This is a genomic window from Roseibium sp. TrichSKD4 (genome assembly GCF_000148725.1).
Taxonomy (GTDB): Bacteria; Pseudomonadota; Alphaproteobacteria; order Rhizobiales; family Stappiaceae; genus Roseibium.
On record NZ_GL476319.1, the window covers coordinates 415,413 to 434,353 of the forward strand.

Sequence of the window (18,941 nt, forward strand, 5' to 3'; positions counted from 1 at the left end):
ATGAAAGTAGCCTTCACATCACCGATGAAACCTCTTGATCATCCGGTTCCATCCGGGGATCGGACCATGGGGCGGTTGTTTGTTCAGGCACTGAAAGCAGGTGGGCATGAGGTCGACATCGTCTCAAACTTTCGCAGCTGGACAAAAACCGCAAGTGAAGAGGTTCAGCGCGCCATTCGCGACGACGCATGGCGAGAAGCTGACCGCATTGCCGAGAGCTGGGAGCAATCCGGCAGCAAGCCCGATGTCTTTTTGACCTATCATCTTTATCACAAAGCCCCAGACTGGATTGGGCCACGATTGGCTGAGCGGTTCGACCTTCCTTACGCGATTTTAGAGGCAAGCCGCGCTCCCAAACGCCAGACCGGTGACTGGGCCTTTGGCTTTGCGGAAGCGGACAAGGCATTGCAGCGAGCTGATATGGTCGGGGCACTTCACAATGCTGATGCTGGTTGCCTTAGCCCAGTTTTGAACGACGACCACCTTTCGATCATGTTGCCGTTCATAGACACCACTCCTTTCGAAGCCGCTACAAAAACGCGGTCAGCTGAGACACCCCTCAAGCTGCTCACTGTTGGCATGATGCGGCCCGGGGACAAGACAATATCCTATGAGGTTCTAGCAGCTGCCCTGAACCGCATTGCTGATTTGCCCTGGCAGTTGACCATAATTGGCGACGGCGAAACCAGAGAGCACGTTCTCTCCCTTTTCCCGCAAGATCGGATCACCTGGCTCGGAGCCCTGCCGCCAGAAGACTTGCCCGCGCAGTATGCAGCCCACGACCTTTTCGTCTGGCCTGCCATTCGCGAGGCATTTGGCCTTGTGTTTTTGGAAGCGCAGGCAAGCGGTTTGGGCGTTATCGCAGGTGATACATTTGGGGTGCCCGATATCGTACAGAACGAAAAGTCCGGCCTTTTGTCAAAAGAAGGCGATGTCGAGACTTTCGCCCAAAACTTGAGGCGTGCGATTGAAAACCCGGACCTCTGCCGTGCACTGGGCAAATCAGCTCTTGACCATGTAAACGCCAATCATACGTTGAAAGCTGGCGCAGACAGACTGACCCGCTTTCTAACTGCCGCCATTGCCAACCATTCTCGCCGGACACCTTCCTAAACCCATGCCCTTCAACGTTTTCATTCATGTGCAGCACCTTCTGGGAACCGGGCATGCAGTGCGCGCGGCCAGCATTGGCAAGGCCTTGATGGCAAAGGGCGCAAAAGTGACATTGGCGACCGGCAACACATTACCGCCGACACTCGACACCGGCGATCTGACCATCGTCAATTTGCCGGCAGTGCGCAGCCCGGATGCTAGCTTCAAGCGCCTTGTCACTTTAGACAATGAAGATTTTGACGAAGCTTGGAAAAAGACCCGCGTTGAATCAACACTTGAAGCCTTTCAGAGCGATCGGTTCGACCTCCTCCTGACGGAAACTTATCCATTTGGACGTCGGCACTTCGAGTTTGAATTGAGCGAATTGCTCAAAGCTGCCAAGACCTGCTCCCATCCACCGATGATCGCAACGTCAATCCGCGATATTCTGGTTCGTAAGCAAGAACTCTGGAAAGAGGAATGGATGGCCGATCAGGCCCTTACCTTCTACGACCGCATTCTCATTCATTCCGATCCGGATTTCGTGCAACTGGCAGACAGTTTTCCATTCGCGGACAAGGTGGAGCATTTGGTTCGTTATACCGGCTATGTCGGCGGTGGGGATCGTCCCGAACCGCCGGATGGTGTGGGTGTCGACGAAGTGATTATTTCTTGCGGTGGTGGCGCGGTTGCAGATGCGCTGCTGTCTGCAGCGCTCGAAGCGCGCCCTCTTTCCCGGCGCGCAGAAGACACCCTTTGGCGCATTCTTGTGGGCCACGATGTGTCCGATAACGCCTTTGAAATTCTGAAAAAAAGCGCTTCCAGCGGCGTGATCGTCGAACGCGCACGAAAGGATTTTCCAGGCCTGTTGAAACGTGCGCGATTGTCCGTCAGTCAGGCCGGCTACAACACCGTTCTCGATATTCTGAAAGCGGGGATTCCGGCTGTTTTTGTTCCCTTTGCGCAAATCAACGAAACGGAACAAGCCCAACGAGCTGAAGCGCTCGCCGCCCACGGTCGTGCTGTTGTAACAGCTGAAAAAGACCTGACGCCGGAGCGATTGGCAGCAAGTATTGATGATGCCCTTGCCCTGCCCCGTTCAAACCACCAGGTTCAGCTGGGCGGCGCGAAACAAAGCGCTGAAATCCTGATCAACGACCTGAAAGAGCGCGCAGCATGAATGCGGACCTCACCCGGTTTCGACGAGACTTGACTGACCATCTTGACTGGTTTGCCGAGCGCGGCAAGAAGGTTCGCTTCTGGTGGCGTGATGATGATGCGATTGAGCCGACGGACGACCTCGACCGCCTGCTGTTGATCGCCAACACCCATAAGGTGGACGTGGCTCTTGCCGTCATCCCGAAGAATGCGACAGAAGCATTGGCCACCCACCTTGCAAATGAACCTCACGCTGTGGTGCTGCAACACGGCTGGCAGCACAAGAACTTTCAACGCAAGGATCTTGGCGAAAAGGCAGCCGAACTCGGCACGCGCCGAGACCCGGACGAGCTTTTGGGCCAGCTGGCACAAGGGCGTGATCGTCTAAAATCGCTGTTTGGCGATAAGTTTATCCCTGCAATGGTTCCGCCATGGAACCGGATCGCGCCCGAAATCTCTCGCCGCCTGCCCTCCATTGGCCTCACAGGCCTTTCCACCTTTACATGGCACAATTTTCCTCGGGCTGGACAGGTGCAGTCTCATGTTGACATGATCAAATGGAAAAAAGACAGGCGCTTTATCGGCTGGGAGAGCGCCCGCCTGCGCCTCGAACTCCAATTGTGTCGGCGCCGGACAAATCCATCAGAGCCACTCGGCATCCTGTCCCATCACCTTTCCCATGACGAAGGATGCTTCGAGTTCCTTCAAGAACTCCTCACCATTGCAGCTCATCACGACGGCGCTAAGTGGCCCCGAATAGAAAACCTATTCTAAATTTTAACCACCAAACCACTAATAACGTTAGGTCATTTTAAAATCGCAATTGGACCAAACCAATTGCATTTTGAGGTTAGCCTAATGAAGTTTGACCCATACAAAGCAATAGAAATCAAGGTCTCACCAACCGCACATTTCTTCAGACTAATTATTGAAACCTTTTTTATGTTGTTCTTTATTTTTGCAATTAAAGTTGTAATTGAAAGCCCATTTAGCATACTAACTATACCAGCTGTAATTCTCTCCTTTATCATGTCGTTATATTTCCTATTTCTTTTGCCATTGCGCATTAAGTCTCTCCGCACAAAGGCGCCTGCTATTTTAATCGGCCCGGAAGGGTTTCTGGACACCAGGGTAATCAATAAGCCCATTAGATGGAATGAAATCGAAAGTATCAAAATCTTCAGCTTCGCCAGAGTTTACCTGATTGCTATATCAACTAACGAAAAACGAAATTTGAATCATAATTTCTTGAACTTGTACAAGCCATTCCTGAAATTAAAAGAACCCAATCTCCTATTATACCCGATCGGAGGATTATCTATTAGACTAGAAGAATTCGATGAACATATATCAACTTACGAATACTACTGGAACAATCCTACGATCAAAGAGAATACAGGTTTAGGCAAAACGTTTTTTGAGCTGCATGCTCGGCATACAAGCGAACAGCCCGATACCACTTGGGAGACACACGGCAACTTCGGCCAAAACGATAACAAAGATACAGGCAATCATGAAAAGCGGCGAAAACAGGATTAAACCGCCTCGATTTGCTTCAAGTCTGAAGCATAGGCAAAACGGTTTTTGCCGCCGGACTTGGCAAGATACATAGCCGAATCTGCGCTTTTCAAAAGCGATGAGACCTTCTTGCCGTCGTTCGGATAGCTTGCAATGCCTATGCTCACGCCGAGGCTGACCGGAAGACCGTCACGGCCAAATGGCGTATCCAGCGCGCCGATGATGGCACGGGCTTTGCGGACAACACTGTCATCATCCTTTACATGGTCCGCCCTGAACAACGTCTAAGCCATTGATGTTGCGCGTGGCCGAAGCAATACGCAAATATTCGATTTGACCGGTTTGGGGATGGGGTTTGTGATCCAGAGCAGCAAAATGATCAGTGCATTGAGGATCAGACGCAGGTTATGACCGGCTGCGGCCAGCAGGGCGTTGATGGCATCGCCATTTTTGCCATTGAGGAAGTTCCGGTCAAGTCGTCCATCTGTTTTCATGTGGCCGATGGTGGCCTCGATCGCTGATCGTCGTTTCAGCTCACGCTTCATCTGTGCCGTCAGCCCGCGCTTCTGGCCGGAGATCATGACCTTGGCGTCGCCCTCATAATCATGCCCCCGATAGCCACGGTCCACATAGACACGCTCAGCTTTGGTGCCGCAGACTTTCTCAGCCTGACTGATGGTGTCATTCAAGGTGTGCCCATCATAGGGATTGCCCTCAAAAGCCCTCGCCGCAAGAACCAATCCTTCCCGATTGGTCGTGGCAATGCCAACCTTGGCCCCGAACTCGTAAGGTGTTCGCGCCTTGCCCTTGGCAATACAGGCCACTTCCGGCGCATGCATGGAATAAATCTTGTTTTTGTCCTTGGGGGTCTGGGCCAGAAGCCGCTCCACCAGTCCCAGCAGACGGGAGAACCGGTGCTCAAGACCTTCGTTGCCTGCGATCTTGCGGGAGATGTCGCGATAGACCCGGCCCAGATAGGTCTTCAGCTTTTTGAGTTCCCGGCGCATCCGCTTGAACTGTTTGGCATGGGCATAACGGCCCGCCATCAAGGCCGCCTTTTTGGCAACTCTGGTATGGCTGCGACGCAAGATGATGCCGGCCCTCTTGGCCTGGCGCACCAGAAGCTGCAAGGCCTTGTGATAAAGACGGCTATCGGTGGGATGGGCAATGGCTTTGGGTTGAACGGTCGTATCAACCAAGACCCGCTCAAGGCTGCTCTTCTTGATCGTCCCGCTCTCAATCGCAACACCTACCGTAGCAGAAAGAAGCTTTTCCATTCCCTCAGGACCAATCCGTTTGCGCCAGCGGGTCATGGTTGAGGGATCAATGGGGAATTGGTGCTGGAAAAACTCAAAACCGCAGAAAGACTGCCAGTAGGGGTTTTCAACCCAACGCTCAACCGTCTCTTCATCGGAAAGATCGTACATGTGCTTGAGAAAGTGCAGCCCGGCCATCAGACGCGTTGGTTTGGCCGGTCGTCCCAAGGGGCGATAATGCCTGCCGAACTCCGCATCAAATTCATCCCAAGGCATCAGACCAGACAGCCGCACCAACGAATGGTTCATATCGATGATTGCGGCCAGGCGTTCCTTGAACAGATCGCCACACCGTTTGTTGCGTTTTGAAGGTCTCATGAGAATATGCCAGAAAATGCGTGCTTCGGATCAACTAACCGGCATATTCACACATCCAAAACCCAATGGGTATCCATACTCTTCAATCAGTTAAGGGGTTTTTCAGCGCGAACTACATGATGAAGCACCACAAGAAATTCGTCTCCGCCAAGACGCGCGAGAAAATCCCCTTCATCCAGACAGATACGGAAGCGCTTGGAGATCGTTTTGAGCACCTCGTCGCCAAAATCGTGGCCCAATTGGTCATTCACCGCCTTGAAGCCGTCCAGATCGCAAAAGAGAATGGAAACGGATGTCCGCGGGTTTGATTGCGCGTCCTCGACCAAGGCCTCAAGATGCTCCAGCGCAGCCTTTCGGTTTGGAAGCTCCGTTAGGGCGTCATGATTGGCCATATGAGAGAGCTGTTGTCTCAACAATTCCCGGTCAGTTGCAAATTCCTTAAGGCTAATTAGCGCTGCCGCCATAAGGCCGACCTCATCTTTTCGGTCTGAAACGGAGACATTCGTGTTCAAATCATTTGCAGCCAACCGCTGCATTGTGCCTACCATCGACAGGATGGGTGATGAGAGGTCCGTTGCCAATATATTACCAAGCACCGCGATCAACACGCCAAGAGCAATCCCAATCACGACCAGATACCGACTTAGCTGACTAACCGGCTTCACAACTTCCGCTTCATCGACCTCGGCCAGAACAGCCCAACGCACGCCCATGATATCCAAGGGTTTGTAAGCTGAATAAACCGGGATATTCCGATAATCGTCCGTGACTTGAACGCCCTCTTCCCCAGAAAGGGCAAGCCGGACCGACGCCGTATCGACGGAGCGAGTCAAGATGCTGTTGGCGAAAAAGCGCGAGTCGCTGCGCATGGTCTTGTCAGCACCAACCAGATAGGTCTCCCCTGTCTCTCCCATTCCCGCTGTGACCTGCATGATGGAATTGATCATTTCAATCGAAATTTGAAACGCCAGCACGCCCAGAAGCTCGTGATTATCATCAAACACAGCCTTTGCAATAAAACCGGCAGGCGCGTCATTGCTCGGTGCATAAGGATGGAAATCAGAGAAGACCGGTTGCCGCTTGTTTTTGTTTTGAACCGCCAGTTCGAAAGCGTGAGCAAGTGCGGAAGACTTATTCGAAGTTAAAACATTGGTTGCAAAGTCATTTTCCTTCAGCGCAGTGTAGATGATATTGCCATCAGGATTGATGAAAAAGATGTCGTAGAAATTTGCTGTCACAATCAGTGTATTGAAGGTTGGATGATACTTCTCATGCAACGCACTGTAGTAAGAGCCGTCCGGCGCTACCAGATACTTGAATTTCTGCCCGTCATGATACGGGTTCTTCAGGATGTATTTCTCTTGAAGATAGGCTTCCTTTTCGCCGTCGATCTGCTCCCATGCCGTATTCAGCTCGGCAAACGAGTTACGGATCAAAGGGCTTTGTGTATGAAAAACCAGTTCGTTTTCAATGGTTTCAAAATATCGCGATAACGCATGCTCTCGCGATTCCAACAGCGCATAGAGTTTCGATTTCGCCTCGTCATGGAGCGCAGATGTTGCTTGCAGATAGGCCACGATCCCCGTCACGAGTGCCGCCAGCAAGGCGAAGCAAATCATCACCAACGGAAACTTCAATGTGATCCTGACATCTCTCAGCATCGGCTCAACACACTCCCCCGCGCGCTGTCCAAAGTGACGACAGCGCCAAACAACTGTATTCCAACACGATTGTCGCCCTCACCACGACAAGAGTACGGTAGAAACAATCGAAATACAGCTTTTACGAGTATAAATAACACATATTTTCGAAAATCCAGAATAAAAGGACGCAGAACTCAAGATTTTACTAAAAATGGTAAATATTTAAAATTCTACTCTAGGTTATTTTACGCAAAGAACGCGCTCTTCACTTGCTGCTGCCTTGCAAAAATCCGCGGTAATTTCGCTTTAAAAGAGCAAGCTTCGGATCGATATAGGTCTGACAAAACGGACGCTCTGCGTTCTTCAAATGGTAGTTTTGAAACCGCTCCTCAGAAGCGCGAAAGCCGCGATAGTCCAGAACCTGCGTGACCAACGGCTCGTCAAACTCCGCTTGAAGCCTCAAAAGAATCCGCTGCACCTCAGACGACTGATTCTCATCAAAGACATAGACTGCACTGCGATACTTGCCGCGCATCTTGTGGTTGGACGTGGAGGCATGCGTGCGAAGGTGAATCTCGGTCAGAACCTCCAGCGGAATGATCCCGGGGTCGAACGTCACGCCAACAGCTTCCGACCAACTGTCATGCGGCGGATCGGACATCATGAACCCCTGATCGACCTGGCTCACACCAGTAAGCGCCTGAAACACAGCTTCCGTGCACCAGTGACACCCGCCGCCAAATCCGATTTTCTGAAGGTCTTTCATCGCCTTACCCCATGCGCTGAGGCTCTAGATTTGTGATCAGCACAACAGTTCGACAAGGGCAGCGTGAAACAACTCTTCATCACCAGGAGTTGACAGGTGAAATGGTTCCGAATTGCAACACATGGCAATCATTCTCCTTCCCACAGGTCCGGCATCAAATGCGGGACGGCACCTTACCAAACCATCACACTGCCGCTGTCCCGGCCACCGAGCCGAGACTTTCTCTGCCCGCTTGCCGTCCCGGCCTTCGCGCCGGAACCCCACCTAAGGGATTGATACGAAATTCTATTTGGATCGTCGACAAATCACCTTAAGATCCCACCTCGAGATTTTTTGTCATTTCAGGACCGCCCATGTCCCACGATCATGACCACGATCATTCCGAGCTTTCGGACATCGAATTGCGTGTCCGAGCGCTTGAGACGCTGCTGACAGACAAGGGCTATATCGATCCACCCGCTCTGGACGAACTGATAGAGACCTACGAGACCCGGATTGGACCGAAGAATGGCGCACGCGTGGTGGCCCGTTCGTGGATTAATCCGGAGTATCGCAAGCGCCTCCTGAGTGATGCGACCGCAGCAATTGCCGAATTCGGTTTCACAGGCCGTCAGGGCGAGCACATGGTGGCGGTGGAAAATACACCCGAGACCCACAACATGGTCGTTTGCACCTTATGCTCCTGTTATCCGTGGACCGTTCTGGGCCTTCCTCCTGTCTGGTACAAATCCGCCCCTTACCGCTCCCGCGCCGTACGCGATCCGCGCGGCGTTCTTGCCGAGTTTGGCGTCACCTTGCCGAAAGAGACCCAAATCAAGGTCTGGGATTCAACGGCGGAAGTCCGCTATCTGGTTATCCCCATGCGCCCAGTGGGCACTGACGGCTGGAGTGAGGACAAGCTTGCCGAGCTTGTGGTGCGCGACAGCATGATCGGCACCGCCCTCGCTCTCGATCCCGCCAAACTGGAGACTGCCGCATGAATGGCGCACAGGACCTCGGCGGCCAGATGGGTTTTGGCCCCATTGAAATCGAAGAAAACGAGCCGAACTTTCATGCCGAATGGGAAGAGCGTGCCTTTGCCCTCACCCTTGCCATGGGTATGACCGGCAGCTGGAACATTGATACCTCCCGCCATGCCCGCGAGACGTTGCATCCCGTCGATTATCTCTCTTCTAGCTATTACGAAATCTGGACCAAGGGTCTGGAAAAGCTACTGCTGAACGCGGGGCTGGTTTCAGCGGAAGAACTGAAGGCCCGAGCAGCGCTTGGCCCGGCAGCTCCGGTCAAGCGGATCGCCAAGGCGCAGGACGTTGCCACGATCCTCGCCAAGGGTGGGCCTGCTGACCGACCAGAAACGCAGGCCGCACGTTACAAGGTGGGCGACAAGGTGCGCACCAAACGCATGCACCCGGAAGGCCACACCCGTCTGCCGCGCTATGCCCGCAACTGCATTGGCGTAATCGAGGCCGTTCACGGCGTTCATGTCTTCCCGGACAGCAATGCTGCCGGAAAGGGCGAAGCACCGACCTGGCTTTATAATGTCACCTTCAAGGGAAAGGACGTCTGGGGCGAGGACAGCGACCCGACCCTGACCCTCCAGATTGACTTGTGGGAGCCCTATCTTGACCCCGCCTGACCTTCTCGCCGCCCTGCCCGCCATTCCGAAAGATGAAGGCGGACCGGTTTTTGCCGCTCCGTGGGAAGCCCGCGTTTTTGCCATGACCCTGAAGGCTCATGACGCAGGCCTCTTCAGCTGGAACGAATGGGCGGAAACCCTTGGCACCGAACTACACAAGGATGATGATCTGCCTTTGGGCACAACCGCCCCCGGCTACTACGACCATTGGCTCGCTGCATTTGAAAAACTGCTGACCGCAAAGGGCATCGCTGCAGGATCGGCCCTCTCAGACCTCAAGCAGGCTTGGGACAATGCGGCCAAATCCACGCCGCACGGCGAACCAATAGAGTTGACACGATAAGTTCGAAGTCGCTTCACCGCCGTCCCGGATTTGATCAGGAAGCATCTAAGTTGCTGCAGGAAGTCCCGGCTCATAGGCCGGGACGGCATCTCAGGTGCAACGATACTTCCGGAAAAGCTCAAGCCTGTGGGGGCCCTGTCCCGGACCTGATCCGGGACCTTCCCAACGGCTGCATAAGGCCCCGGCGCAAAGGCCGGGACGGCAGAACAAAACTCTGAGATCAGCGAACCGGCTTGACAAGCCGCATGCGCCAGGTGACGTTCTTCTTGTCCGAGGTCAGGCGATAATCGTCGAGGACGTCCCACTTTGCCTCATCGTCCGTCGCACCCCAAAGCTTGGCAATCAGCTTGTTGGCTCCGGAAGTCGGCTTGTTCGGTGCATACATCGAAAACGCGATGACCCCGTCTTCCTTCAAGAACGGCACATAGCGGGCAACAACCGCGCCGGGATCTTCGGCAAAATGCAGCACTTCGTTGAAGACGATGGCCGAAAAGGTTTCGCCTTCATTCGGCGTGAAGGTGTGCATATCCCCAGCCCGCAAGGACGCAATCTCTGGATCAACATTGGCGATTTTCAGAGAAGCCGGGGATAGGTCGACACCGACATAGCGCTTCAACCCCATCGGTGCGAGGCGCTCATACAAAAGCCCTTCACCACACCCGATATCCAGAACCTCGGCATTGCTTTCTGTCAGATTGAGCCACATGCCGATAATGCCATAACGCCCGCTTTCTGGCAGCGAGCGCAAGAACGCCCAGCGCCCGGCTTCATATTCTTCATCCCACCCTGCAGCGGTGCTGGCATTTTTCGACATAAGGTACTCCAACCTGCAATAACCGCCTGCGGAGGAACGCAGGCGGGAGAAAATCTTGATAACAGATCACTTATAGGGATCGGCAGCGTCGCGCAAACCGTCGCCAAGGAAGTTGAACGCCAGAACCACAATAATGATCGGGATAACCGGTGCCATGAGCCAAGGATAGACCGTCACCACCGAGATATTCTGCGCTTCATTGAGCAAAACACCCCAGGAAACGGACGGGCGGCGAAGCCCGAGGTTCAGGAACGACAGCGCCGTTTCCCCCAAAATCATGGAGGGAATGGACAGCGTGGCAGACGCGATCACGTGACTGGAGAAGCCTGGAAGCAGATGGCGGGTAATCACCCGCTTTGGCTTTGCCCCCATCAAAACGGCAGCCTTCGCGTATTCTTCTTCGCGCAAGGACAACAGCTTGGAGCGCACGGCGCGGGCCAGTCCTGGCCAGTCCAGCAACCCGAGAATGATCGTCAAGCCGAAATAAATCCAAACCGGGCTCCACGTCACCGGCAAGGCAGCAGAAAGCGCCATCCAGAGCGGCAACTCGGGCAGCGAGCGCATGATCTCGATCACACGCTGGATCAGGTTATCGGCAATACCGCCGAAATACCCAGCAATCCCACCAAAAAAGAGCCCCAGAACGATAGAAATCGTCACCCCGACGAGGCCAACGGTGAGTGAGAGACGCGCTCCATAGACCAGACCTGAGAACATGTCCCGCCCGAGCCTGTCAGTGCCGAGCAGAAACAGCGTTCCGCCTTCCGCCGGGCAGAACAAATGAAAGCTCCCGTCCCAAAGGCCCCAGAATTGGTACTCATCGCCAAAACAGAAATACCGGATCGGTTGAACATCGGTTCGGTCTTCAGAAAAGACCCACTTCATGCTGTTCAGATCGACCTCAGATTTCATGCCATAGACAAATGGGCCGACGAACTGCCCCTCGTGGAAGAGATGCACACTTTGCGGGGGCGCATAAAGGTGTTGGCTGTCGCGCGTGTTGGCCGTGTAAGGAGCGATTACTTCTGCAAACGGCACACACAAGTAAAACAGGATGAGAACCACTCCCGACCAGACCGCAAGCTTGTGGCGTTTGAACTTCCACCACATGATCTGCCATTGAGAGGCCTGATAGAAGCGCTCCTGCTCCGGTGAGAGCTCTTCTGTTGTTGCCGGGTTAAACGGCGTCGGGTCTACATAATGCTCGACCTCATGCGCCGCTGCTTCGGGCTTTTTATCCAGATGATCGGTCATTGGGATGCCCTCCCCCCGAGACGAATTCGTGGGTCAAGCACCGCGAGCAAGAGGTCTGAAATCAACATGCCAATCAGGGTCAAAATGGCCACAAACAGAAGTATGAACCCGGACAAGAACTGGTCCTGGCTTTGAAGCGCTGACAAGAGCACAGGCCCAACCGTTGGAAGGTTGAGCACTACAGATACAATCACCGAGCCCGACACCATGGATGGGATGAGATTGCCAATATCGGCGATGAACGGGTTCAACGCCATGCGCAGCGGATATTTCACCAGCAACTGGCCTTCCCGCAAACCTTTGGCTCGCCCCGTCGTCACATATTGCTTGTGCAGCTCGTCAAGCAGGTTGGCGCGCAGCCGCCGGATCATAGCCGCTGTGCCGGATGTTCCAATCACAATGGTCGGAACGATCAAGTGCGCCAAAACCGAGAGTGCTTTATCCACGCTCCATGGTTGGTCAATGTACTCAGGCGCCATAAGACCGCCGACAGACAGGCCGAACCAGCGATTGAACAGATAAAGCAAGATCAAACCGAGCAGGAAGTTTGGTGTTGCCAACCCGATATAGCCAAGGAAAGTAAACCCGTAGTCCCCCCAGGAATATTGGCGGGTCGCAGAGTAAATCCCGATTGGAAAGGACAGCACGTAGACGAACAATATGGTGGCAAAATTCAGAAAAACGGTCAGTGGCAGCGTTGGGCCGACAACTTCAGCAACCGGCTTGTCGAACTCAAACGACCACCCCCAATTGCCCTGAAGCAGGCCGTCAAATCCGTGCGGCCCCGGCCAGGCCCCGATCCAGATAAGGTAGCGCTCAAAAAACGGTCGATCCAACGCGAATTCCTTACGAAGGAACTCCAACTTGGCAACAGAGGATTGTTCACCAGAAGACTTCAGCGCAGCAATCTGGTTGGTAATGTAATCGCCCGCTGGCAATTCGATAATAAAGAATGTCAGGAAACTGATCACGAACAAGGTCGGGATCATCAGCAATATTCGCCGGAAAATGTAAAACAGCACCCGTTTTGCCCCTGTCGCGTTCCGCGCAACCAGACCCTTTGCCTGGCCCCCATTATTATCTCATTTCAATTGGCGAAGCGGAGAAGCTCCGCTGCACCATTTTCGTTTTCGGCTGATTATTGATCAGCGAGGAAGAACTCGTCCATGCGGTGAACGCCGAACTGCGCGCCCGGATCCCAGCCATAGAAAGTATCTGTCGGCACGTTTTTCACGCCATTGACCACCACCGGCTGACGAACCGCCGACACCAGGCCGATCTGGATCGTTTCCTCAGCATGGATTTCCAGGGTTTCGGTCCAGATGTCTTCCCGCTCCTTTTTAGATCGGGAAGAAAGCCAAGCCTCATAGAGTTCAGTTAGACGGATTGCGGGCTCCCAATCGGGCTTTTCGCCGCCCTCTCCGTTGGTCTCATAATAGTCACCCCACGCAAACCAGTTGAGGCGCTCGCCCAAAACCGGAGCGTAATCAACTGGCGGCATTTCGGACGTCGGAATGCCATTTTCAAACCCGGTCCAGACGGACATGACCAGATCCCCGGTGATCGCACGTTCCCTCAAAATGTCCCGCTGGCTCGGTTTGACGAACAGCTTGATGCCGATCTCCTTCCAGGTCTCGGCCACCAGTTCAAGAGCATCTGCCTGGGTCTGGCTTTCACCTGCTGTTTCAATGATGATTTCAAGCGGCCGCCCATCTGGCAGCATCCGCACACCGTCTCCTCGGCGCTCAGTCAAGCCAAGCTCGTCCAGCAGGGCATTGGCCTTGTCCGGATCATACTCAGCCCACTTGGTCACATATTCAGGCATGAACAGCGGACTTGCTGACAGCACTGTGTCATTGCCAGCCCGGCCCAACCCGAAATACAGCACCCGGTTGACCATTTGCCGGTCGATGCCGAGCGACAGGGCATGGCGGAACCGCTTGTCACGGTTGAGCTCCCGCCAGACCGGATCTTTGACTGTGAGGTTCGGCAGGATCGAGATTTCCGATCCCTTGGTGTTGAGCCAGAGGTTTGTTGTGTACCCCTGCTGCGCTTCTCCTTGCTTCAACACCGTAATGTCAGCAAAGGACAGGTTGCGGGCCTGAAGGTGAGTTTCGCCTGCCTGCGTCTTGGCTGGGATCAACTTGCCATCTGCAACCGTCATGATGATTTGATCGATATAGGGCAGTTGCTGACCTGCCTTATCAACGCGGTGGTAATAGGGGTTGCGGTGCAACTTGAACCGGCGGTCGCTGTCATCAGCCTTGCGTATCCAAGGCTGAAGGCTTGGCAGCTCCACATTCCGCGCGTTGTACAAATCATCTTTTTTGTTGTGAAGCGGCGCCCAGCTGCGTGCCTTCACCTTGGCGGCCTGTTCTGTGATGAAGTCCGGATCGCCATATTTTTCGTGGAACTGCTTCAGATAATGTGCCGGACGATAGATGAACGGCGGGCGCGACTTCGCAAGTTCTGGCAGAAACAGCGGGTTCGGATCATCCCACGTGTAACGAACGGTAGTCTCGTCCAGAACTTCAAATTTTGGAGGTTTACCATTGGCCAAAAGAAACGGTGGCAAGCCTACCGGTGTCAGGCTTTCATTGGACGCAACATCCTCAAAATAGTACCGAAGGTCCTCCGCGCCAAACGGATGGCCGTCAGACCATTTATGGCCAGCGCGCGTCTTCAGCGTGAAGATGCGCCCATCTTCTATTTCCACGCCTTCCAGAATATCTGGAACCAACTCCAGTTTTTCATTGTAACCAACAAGGCGCGCATACCCCCAAACATTGATCAATCGCACATCCTTGGAACGGCCAATCAAGGTGCTCAACGTACCACCCGGTTTGCCGATTTCGCGACCGGAGGCCGTAAGATCCACGATTAAAGGTTCAGACGGTACGCGTTCCGCAACCGGGGGCAGCGAACTGTCCAGCCCCGGTGTTTCCTTCAACTCCAAAGCCGAGGCGGACATCAATCCAAGCGAGGTTGCAAAAACGCCTGCAAACCCCAGGCTTTTCCAAAACGTCATGCTGCTGTTCCCTCCAGTGCCCGGGCCTCTTGAAGGCCCGGTGCACAGACAAAATGTTCAGGTTCCATCTCGATCAGTGTTGGAGCAACGCCAGCTTCCAGACGGAACGGTTCGGGCCAGGATGCGGGTTCAGATGCCCGGTTTTCATCCAGCGCCGCAAAATCAAGCGGTGTGTTCAGATCAGGTTCGGGCACGGCAGACAACAGCGCCTGCGTATAGGGGTGAAGCGGGTTTGACACGATCTCCCGCGTCTCTCCAATTTCCACCACGCGCCCGCGGCACATCACAGCTATGCGATCAGCGATATAGTCCACCACAGCCAGATTGTGGCTGACAAACAGATAGGTCAGGTTCAAATCGCGTTTGAGATCCTGCAACAGATTGAGGATCTGCGCTTGCACCGACACATCCAATGCAGATGTCGGCTCATCACATAATAAGAACTCCGGATTGAGCGCCAGCGCCCGCGCAATGCCGATTCGTTGACGTTGGCCGCCCGAAAACGAATGCGGGTAGCGCCGCAAAAAACGTGCGTCGAGCCCAACAAGTGACATCAGGCTTCGTGCGCGATCCGCTCGTTCAGAAGGCGTTCCAATCCCGTGGATTTCCAGCGGCTCGATCAGCACATCATTGATGGTCATGCGCGGATTGAGCGAGGAAAAGGGATCCTGAAAGATCAACTGAACGCGCCGACGATAATCCATCAGATCATCGCCGGTGAGGTCGGCAATATCTCGAAGGCCATCACCGTGATTGTAACAGACAGCCCCCTCGTCGATTTCCATGGCCCGCAAAATCGCCTTGGCTGCTGTTGTCTTGCCCGAGCCAGATTCCCCAACCAGTCCAAGGCACTCCCCGCGCCGGATGGTCAGGTTCACCTGGTCCAGAGCGGTGACAAACGACTTGCTGCTGGAAAATAGCCCACTTTTGCGCAAACCGAACCGCTTGGTGATGTTTTTCACGTCGACCAGCGGCTCACCAGGCGCGACCTTGCACTCCGTGCGACCTTGCTTCAGATCGTCCGCTTTCACCTCAATCGGGCGGATCGGGGCAAGCCGCTCGTCCTTATCCATGTGAAAGCTGGGCACCGCATTTAGCAGCGCTTTCAGATAATCATGCTTCGGGTTGGAGAAGAGCTGCTGAGCAGTCCCGCGCTCCATAATCCGCCCGTGATAGATCACCACAACTTCGTCGGCCATATTTGCAACCACCCCGAAATCATGGGTGATCATCAAAACTGACATCTTAAGTTCAGACTGCACTTCCTTGATAAGTTTCAGGATTTCCGCCTGGATAGTCACATCAAGGGCAGTGGTTGGTTCATCTGCAATCAAGAGCGCGGGATGGCAAATCATTGCCATTGCGATCATGGCACGCTGACGAAGCCCGCCGGACAGCTCGAATGGATAGGCATCCAGCGCGCGTTTGGGATCAGGAAAACGCACCAGACGAAGCATTTCCTGCGTGAGTTCACGCGCTTCCGGACCTCCCACATTGCGATGAAGTAGCACGGCTTCACCTATCTGATCGCCGATCGTATGCAATGGTGACAGCGATGTCATAGGTTCTTGAAAGATAATCGACACACGGTTGCCACGGAGCTGACGCATCCGCGCTCCCTTGCGATCAAGGCTACCAATGTCGACAGGGTCTATCTCACCAGAGGGATCACTCAGGACAACTTGGCCAGACGAGATAACAGCCGATGGCGGCAACAGCCCCATGATTGTTTGAGAAATAACCGTTTTTCCGGAGCCGGATTCACCGACCAAGGCCACCGTTTTGTTTTCGGGAACGGCGAAAGTGACGTCATCTACAGCCCGGACTTTGCCCTCGGCCGTATGAAAATCGACAGATAGTCCCTCAACTGAGAGAACATTCACGTTATCGTCCCTCCCTGCTTCCGCATAGTGCACACTAAGCCTCTAGCGCGCAGGAAAGACAACCATATTTACAGTCATCACTGCAATGCGGACTTCGTAAAAGTTTCAATAGGCTTTGAGAATAGTATGATTATGAGCCAGCCTATGGTTCAAAAACGGCGTGAGTTGTCATTCAGCGGCGGGCAAATTCGCTTTTACTGCAACAGAATCAGAAGCTTCTACACTCTCTGATTGCCCGTCAGGATCAATCGCCCAAACGTCCAGCGTCTCTGCCTTCCCACGTAACTTTACGGTTCCAACCGCCTCGCAACGCTCAGTTGACGGCAATTGCTCGACCGTGTTTGCACTAGCCAGAATAACAACTTCCTTATCCGCCCCATAGTCTTTGCCCAGCGCTTGAAGGCGGTCTGCTGTGTTCACAGTGTCCCCTACGACCGTGTAGTTCCAACGATCCAAAGCTCCCACATTACCCACAACAGCCGTACCGGTGTGAACGCCAATGCGCATGTGAACTTCCGCTCCGCCAGAGGTCCTCGCTTCAGCATTACGCTCTTTCAAAACACACGCTATGCGCCGGGCCGCGCGAATGGCCGCTTGTGCATGGTCTAGCCGCGCATCCGGCGCGCCCCAAAACGCCAACATGCCATCGCCAATGAACTTGTCGACTGTCCCGCCCTCTTCCTCGACAGCCTCAACGAGAATGGCAAAATGATTGTTGAGTTTTTCAGCCGTTTCAGAAGCCGACATATTTTCGGAAATCGCAGTAAAACCAACGATATCTGTAAAGAGAACCGTCAATTCCGCTTCGCGGGCCTCAGCTGCGTCCTGTGCGCCCAACCTCATGAGTTTGGTAAAGAGCGAGCGTGGCACATATGTGTTCATTGCCTTGAGGCCCTCAACCATCGCATTGAAGGCCAAGGCCACCTGATCAAGTTCCGCAACCCGGCTGCGCGGCAGAGGTTCAACATCCTCCAGCGCCAACGTTCCGACCCGCGCTGATTGCCGCGCCAGATCACGCAAGGGACGCGCAACACGCCGCCCAATCCACACGGCCACCAGAACTGCGATAATCAGCGCGATAAAGCCTACAAATGCTGAGCCGGACAAGCGTTCCACTTCCCGGGAAATAGAGGTGCCTCGCACATACTGACCAATGATCCAGGGCTGATTGCTATAGCCTGGAATAACGGCCCGGATCATGATGAATTCATTATTCAGAACATCGACCATTGAGACCTTGATGCCTTGACGAGCGGCCTGCCGAAATTCGGGCAAGACCACCTCATTATCACTTCCAATTGTCTCCAGAACCGGATCGCCGAAGCGGGATCGGCGCATTGGCAATGAGCCAGCAGGTTTTTGTCCGGTTTGAAGCCATTCGAGATCGGAATGCATCACAACCTGATCGCCATCGGCAATAATGAAGGTGGTCATGTCGACACCCTCGTCGAGATTGGCCACCGCTCTGGCCACATCATCCAGAGAGGCCGCCGACGTCAGGGTTCCGTACAAGACCCCATCACGTACCAAAGGCACGGACACATTGGCAAACAACCCGTATTCGTTCTGGATCAACTTTCCCCAGGTCGGTCCATCTTGAGGCCTGAGTTTTGGTAGCTGAACCACATCCTTGCTGGCCTTGGGCATATCGCCAGCGAAGGATTCCACCGTTCCGTCCGGATTGCGGTAAGCCCCGAACTCGCGTCCGTCCTGTTGGCTGACGACAACCACCGTCAAAGCTGGATTAGCTGCAACAATATGAACGAGTGTGCGAACAGTTTCATCCAGTGTTTCAAATCCCATCTCCCCGTTGTCGAAATAGGGCTTGAGATTGACCACCGAAACAGAAAGGGATTTGAAATGGTTGCGAAGCTGCTCTTCCATGGAGCGGGTGATCAGGATCGCCTTGTCATTCAAGAGAGAAAAAGTGTTCTTGAAATTGGCCATGACCGACAGGCCAAGTACCAAAGCAAGAGAAAGCGCGACAAAAGCACCAAAGCCGAGACCGATAAGCCGCGTGAGCGGCACATGCATCCGGCGTTCCTTTCGGCGCAATTTCCAGATCATTCTATCTATCCCGAGCAGGCCCGCCCCTTGCGAGCTTAGGCAAAATCACAACGCGCTTCTTACCCGTAACCATGGGCCAAATATGGCAACGCAACACATAGCCCG

Annotated in this window: 17 protein-coding genes; 7 read left to right on the top strand and 10 right to left on the bottom strand. The window is 53.9% G+C overall.

Annotated features, from left to right (window positions below; genetic code table 11):
* The 4 genes from TRICHSKD4_RS18250 to TRICHSKD4_RS18265 all read left to right on the top strand — a co-directional run bounded on the left by TRICHSKD4_RS18250 (position 1) and on the right by TRICHSKD4_RS18265 (position 3,789).
* Positions 1 to 1,113 carry a glycosyltransferase family 4 protein gene (locus tag TRICHSKD4_RS18250; protein WP_009468388.1) on the top strand — a complete coding sequence of 371 codons (1,113 nt, stop codon included), beginning with the start codon at positions 1 to 3 and terminating at the stop codon, positions 1,111 to 1,113.
* A 4-nt stretch (positions 1,114 to 1,117) separates the two neighbouring features.
* Complete coding sequence (locus TRICHSKD4_RS18255; RefSeq protein ID WP_009468389.1) at positions 1,118 to 2,272, top strand: glycosyltransferase family protein; 1,155 nt, start codon at positions 1,118 to 1,120, stop codon at positions 2,270 to 2,272.
* Positions 2,269 to 3,024 (top strand): polysaccharide deacetylase family protein, encoded by a 756-nt coding sequence (locus TRICHSKD4_RS18260; RefSeq protein WP_009468390.1) that lies wholly within the window; start codon positions 2,269 to 2,271, stop codon positions 3,022 to 3,024. The genes TRICHSKD4_RS18255 and TRICHSKD4_RS18260 overlap by 4 nt, the downstream gene beginning before the upstream one ends.
* Positions 3,025 to 3,108: 84 nt before the next feature.
* Complete coding sequence (locus TRICHSKD4_RS18265) at positions 3,109 to 3,789, top strand: hypothetical protein (RefSeq protein ID WP_040617094.1); 681 nt, start codon at positions 3,109 to 3,111, stop codon at positions 3,787 to 3,789.
* Here the strand turns inward: TRICHSKD4_RS18265 and TRICHSKD4_RS18270 are convergent.
* The 4 genes from TRICHSKD4_RS18270 to TRICHSKD4_RS18285 form a co-directional block, all read right to left on the bottom strand.
* Complete coding sequence (locus TRICHSKD4_RS18270) at positions 3,786 to 4,049, bottom strand: diguanylate cyclase domain-containing protein (protein WP_009468392.1); 264 nt, start codon at positions 4,047 to 4,049, stop codon at positions 3,786 to 3,788. The two genes, TRICHSKD4_RS18265 and TRICHSKD4_RS18270, sit on opposite strands and share 4 nt — an antisense overlap.
* A 3-nt stretch (positions 4,050 to 4,052) precedes the next feature.
* Positions 4,053 to 5,402 (bottom strand): IS5 family transposase, encoded by a 1,350-nt coding sequence (locus tag TRICHSKD4_RS18275; protein ID WP_009465529.1) that lies wholly within the window; start codon positions 5,400 to 5,402, stop codon positions 4,053 to 4,055.
* A gap of 86 nt (positions 5,403 to 5,488) precedes the next feature.
* Positions 5,489 to 7,063 (bottom strand): diguanylate cyclase domain-containing protein, encoded by a 1,575-nt coding sequence (locus TRICHSKD4_RS18280; protein ID WP_009468393.1) that lies wholly within the window; start codon positions 7,061 to 7,063, stop codon positions 5,489 to 5,491.
* Between the two features lie 247 nt (positions 7,064 to 7,310).
* On the bottom strand, positions 7,311 to 7,811 hold the full coding sequence (locus TRICHSKD4_RS18285) for a peptide-methionine (S)-S-oxide reductase (RefSeq protein ID WP_009468394.1): 501 nt from the start codon (positions 7,809 to 7,811) through the stop codon (positions 7,311 to 7,313).
* A gap of 353 nt (positions 7,812 to 8,164) precedes the next feature.
* Between TRICHSKD4_RS18285 and nthA the strand changes: the two genes are divergently transcribed.
* The 3 genes from nthA to TRICHSKD4_RS18300 are packed head-to-tail and all read left to right on the top strand — an operon-like array spanning position 8,165 to position 9,790.
* Positions 8,165 to 8,791 (top strand): nitrile hydratase subunit alpha, encoded by a 627-nt coding sequence (gene nthA / locus TRICHSKD4_RS18290; protein ID WP_040617095.1) that lies wholly within the window; start codon positions 8,165 to 8,167, stop codon positions 8,789 to 8,791.
* Entirely contained in the window at positions 8,788 to 9,447 is a 660-nt protein-coding gene (gene nthB / locus TRICHSKD4_RS18295; protein ID WP_040617096.1) for a nitrile hydratase subunit beta, read from the top strand. Before nthA ends, nthB begins: the two co-directional genes overlap by 4 nt.
* Positions 9,434 to 9,790: a nitrile hydratase accessory protein gene (locus tag TRICHSKD4_RS18300; RefSeq protein WP_009468395.1), complete on the top strand. Its 357-nt coding sequence runs from the start codon at positions 9,434 to 9,436 to the stop codon at positions 9,788 to 9,790. The genes nthB and TRICHSKD4_RS18300 overlap by 14 nt, the downstream gene beginning before the upstream one ends.
* A gap of 220 nt (positions 9,791 to 10,010) precedes the next feature.
* Here TRICHSKD4_RS18300 and TRICHSKD4_RS18305 read toward each other — a convergent pair whose 3' ends face one another.
* The 6 genes from TRICHSKD4_RS18305 to TRICHSKD4_RS18330 form a co-directional block, all read right to left on the bottom strand.
* Complete coding sequence (locus tag TRICHSKD4_RS18305) at positions 10,011 to 10,604, bottom strand: trans-aconitate 2-methyltransferase (protein WP_009468396.1); 594 nt, start codon at positions 10,602 to 10,604, stop codon at positions 10,011 to 10,013.
* A gap of 66 nt (positions 10,605 to 10,670) precedes the next feature.
* The gene (locus TRICHSKD4_RS18310; protein WP_009468397.1) at positions 10,671 to 11,858 is read right to left on the bottom strand and encodes an ABC transporter permease; all 1,188 of its coding nucleotides are present in this window, start codon (positions 11,856 to 11,858) and stop codon (positions 10,671 to 10,673) included.
* The gene (locus TRICHSKD4_RS18315) at positions 11,855 to 12,880 is read right to left on the bottom strand and encodes an ABC transporter permease (protein ID WP_009468398.1); all 1,026 of its coding nucleotides are present in this window, start codon (positions 12,878 to 12,880) and stop codon (positions 11,855 to 11,857) included. The genes TRICHSKD4_RS18310 and TRICHSKD4_RS18315 overlap by 4 nt, the downstream gene beginning before the upstream one ends.
* Before the next feature lie 116 nt (positions 12,881 to 12,996).
* Positions 12,997 to 14,886, bottom strand: a complete 1,890-nt coding sequence (locus TRICHSKD4_RS18320; RefSeq protein WP_009468399.1) for an ABC transporter substrate-binding protein — start codon at positions 14,884 to 14,886, stop codon at positions 12,997 to 12,999.
* Complete coding sequence (locus TRICHSKD4_RS18325) at positions 14,883 to 16,769, bottom strand: ABC transporter ATP-binding protein (protein WP_009468400.1); 1,887 nt, start codon at positions 16,767 to 16,769, stop codon at positions 14,883 to 14,885. Before TRICHSKD4_RS18325 ends, TRICHSKD4_RS18320 begins: the two co-directional genes overlap by 4 nt.
* Before the next feature lie 168 nt (positions 16,770 to 16,937).
* The gene (locus tag TRICHSKD4_RS18330; protein ID WP_009468401.1) at positions 16,938 to 18,836 is read right to left on the bottom strand and encodes an adenylate/guanylate cyclase domain-containing protein; all 1,899 of its coding nucleotides are present in this window, start codon (positions 18,834 to 18,836) and stop codon (positions 16,938 to 16,940) included.
* Positions 18,837 to 18,941: the final 105 nt, after the last annotated feature.

Coding starts and splice junctions, on each gene's coding strand:
- TRICHSKD4_RS18330 (WP_009468401.1), bottom strand. CDS start 18,836: ATGATCTGGAAATTGCGCCGAAAGGAACGCCGGATGCATGTGCCGCTC.
- TRICHSKD4_RS18310 (WP_009468397.1), bottom strand. CDS start 11,858: ATGACCGATCATCTGGATAAAAAGCCCGAAGCAGCGGCGCATGAGGTC.
- TRICHSKD4_RS18260 (WP_009468390.1), top strand. CDS start 2,269: ATGAATGCGGACCTCACCCGGTTTCGACGAGACTTGACTGACCATCTT.
- TRICHSKD4_RS18265 (WP_040617094.1), top strand. CDS start 3,109: ATGAAGTTTGACCCATACAAAGCAATAGAAATCAAGGTCTCACCAACC.
- nthA (WP_040617095.1), top strand. CDS start 8,165: ATGTCCCACGATCATGACCACGATCATTCCGAGCTTTCGGACATCGAA.
- TRICHSKD4_RS18305 (WP_009468396.1), bottom strand. CDS start 10,604: ATGTCGAAAAATGCCAGCACCGCTGCAGGGTGGGATGAAGAATATGAA.
- nthB (WP_040617096.1), top strand. CDS start 8,788: ATGAATGGCGCACAGGACCTCGGCGGCCAGATGGGTTTTGGCCCCATT.
- TRICHSKD4_RS18255 (WP_009468389.1), top strand. CDS start 1,118: ATGCCCTTCAACGTTTTCATTCATGTGCAGCACCTTCTGGGAACCGGG.
- TRICHSKD4_RS18275 (WP_009465529.1), bottom strand. CDS start 5,402: ATGAGACCTTCAAAACGCAACAAACGGTGTGGCGATCTGTTCAAGGAA.
- TRICHSKD4_RS18280 (WP_009468393.1), bottom strand. CDS start 7,063: ATGCTGAGAGATGTCAGGATCACATTGAAGTTTCCGTTGGTGATGATT.
- TRICHSKD4_RS18320 (WP_009468399.1), bottom strand. CDS start 14,886: ATGACGTTTTGGAAAAGCCTGGGGTTTGCAGGCGTTTTTGCAACCTCG.
- TRICHSKD4_RS18285 (WP_009468394.1), bottom strand. CDS start 7,811: ATGAAAGACCTTCAGAAAATCGGATTTGGCGGCGGGTGTCACTGGTGC.
- TRICHSKD4_RS18250 (WP_009468388.1), top strand. CDS start 1: ATGAAAGTAGCCTTCACATCACCGATGAAACCTCTTGATCATCCGGTT.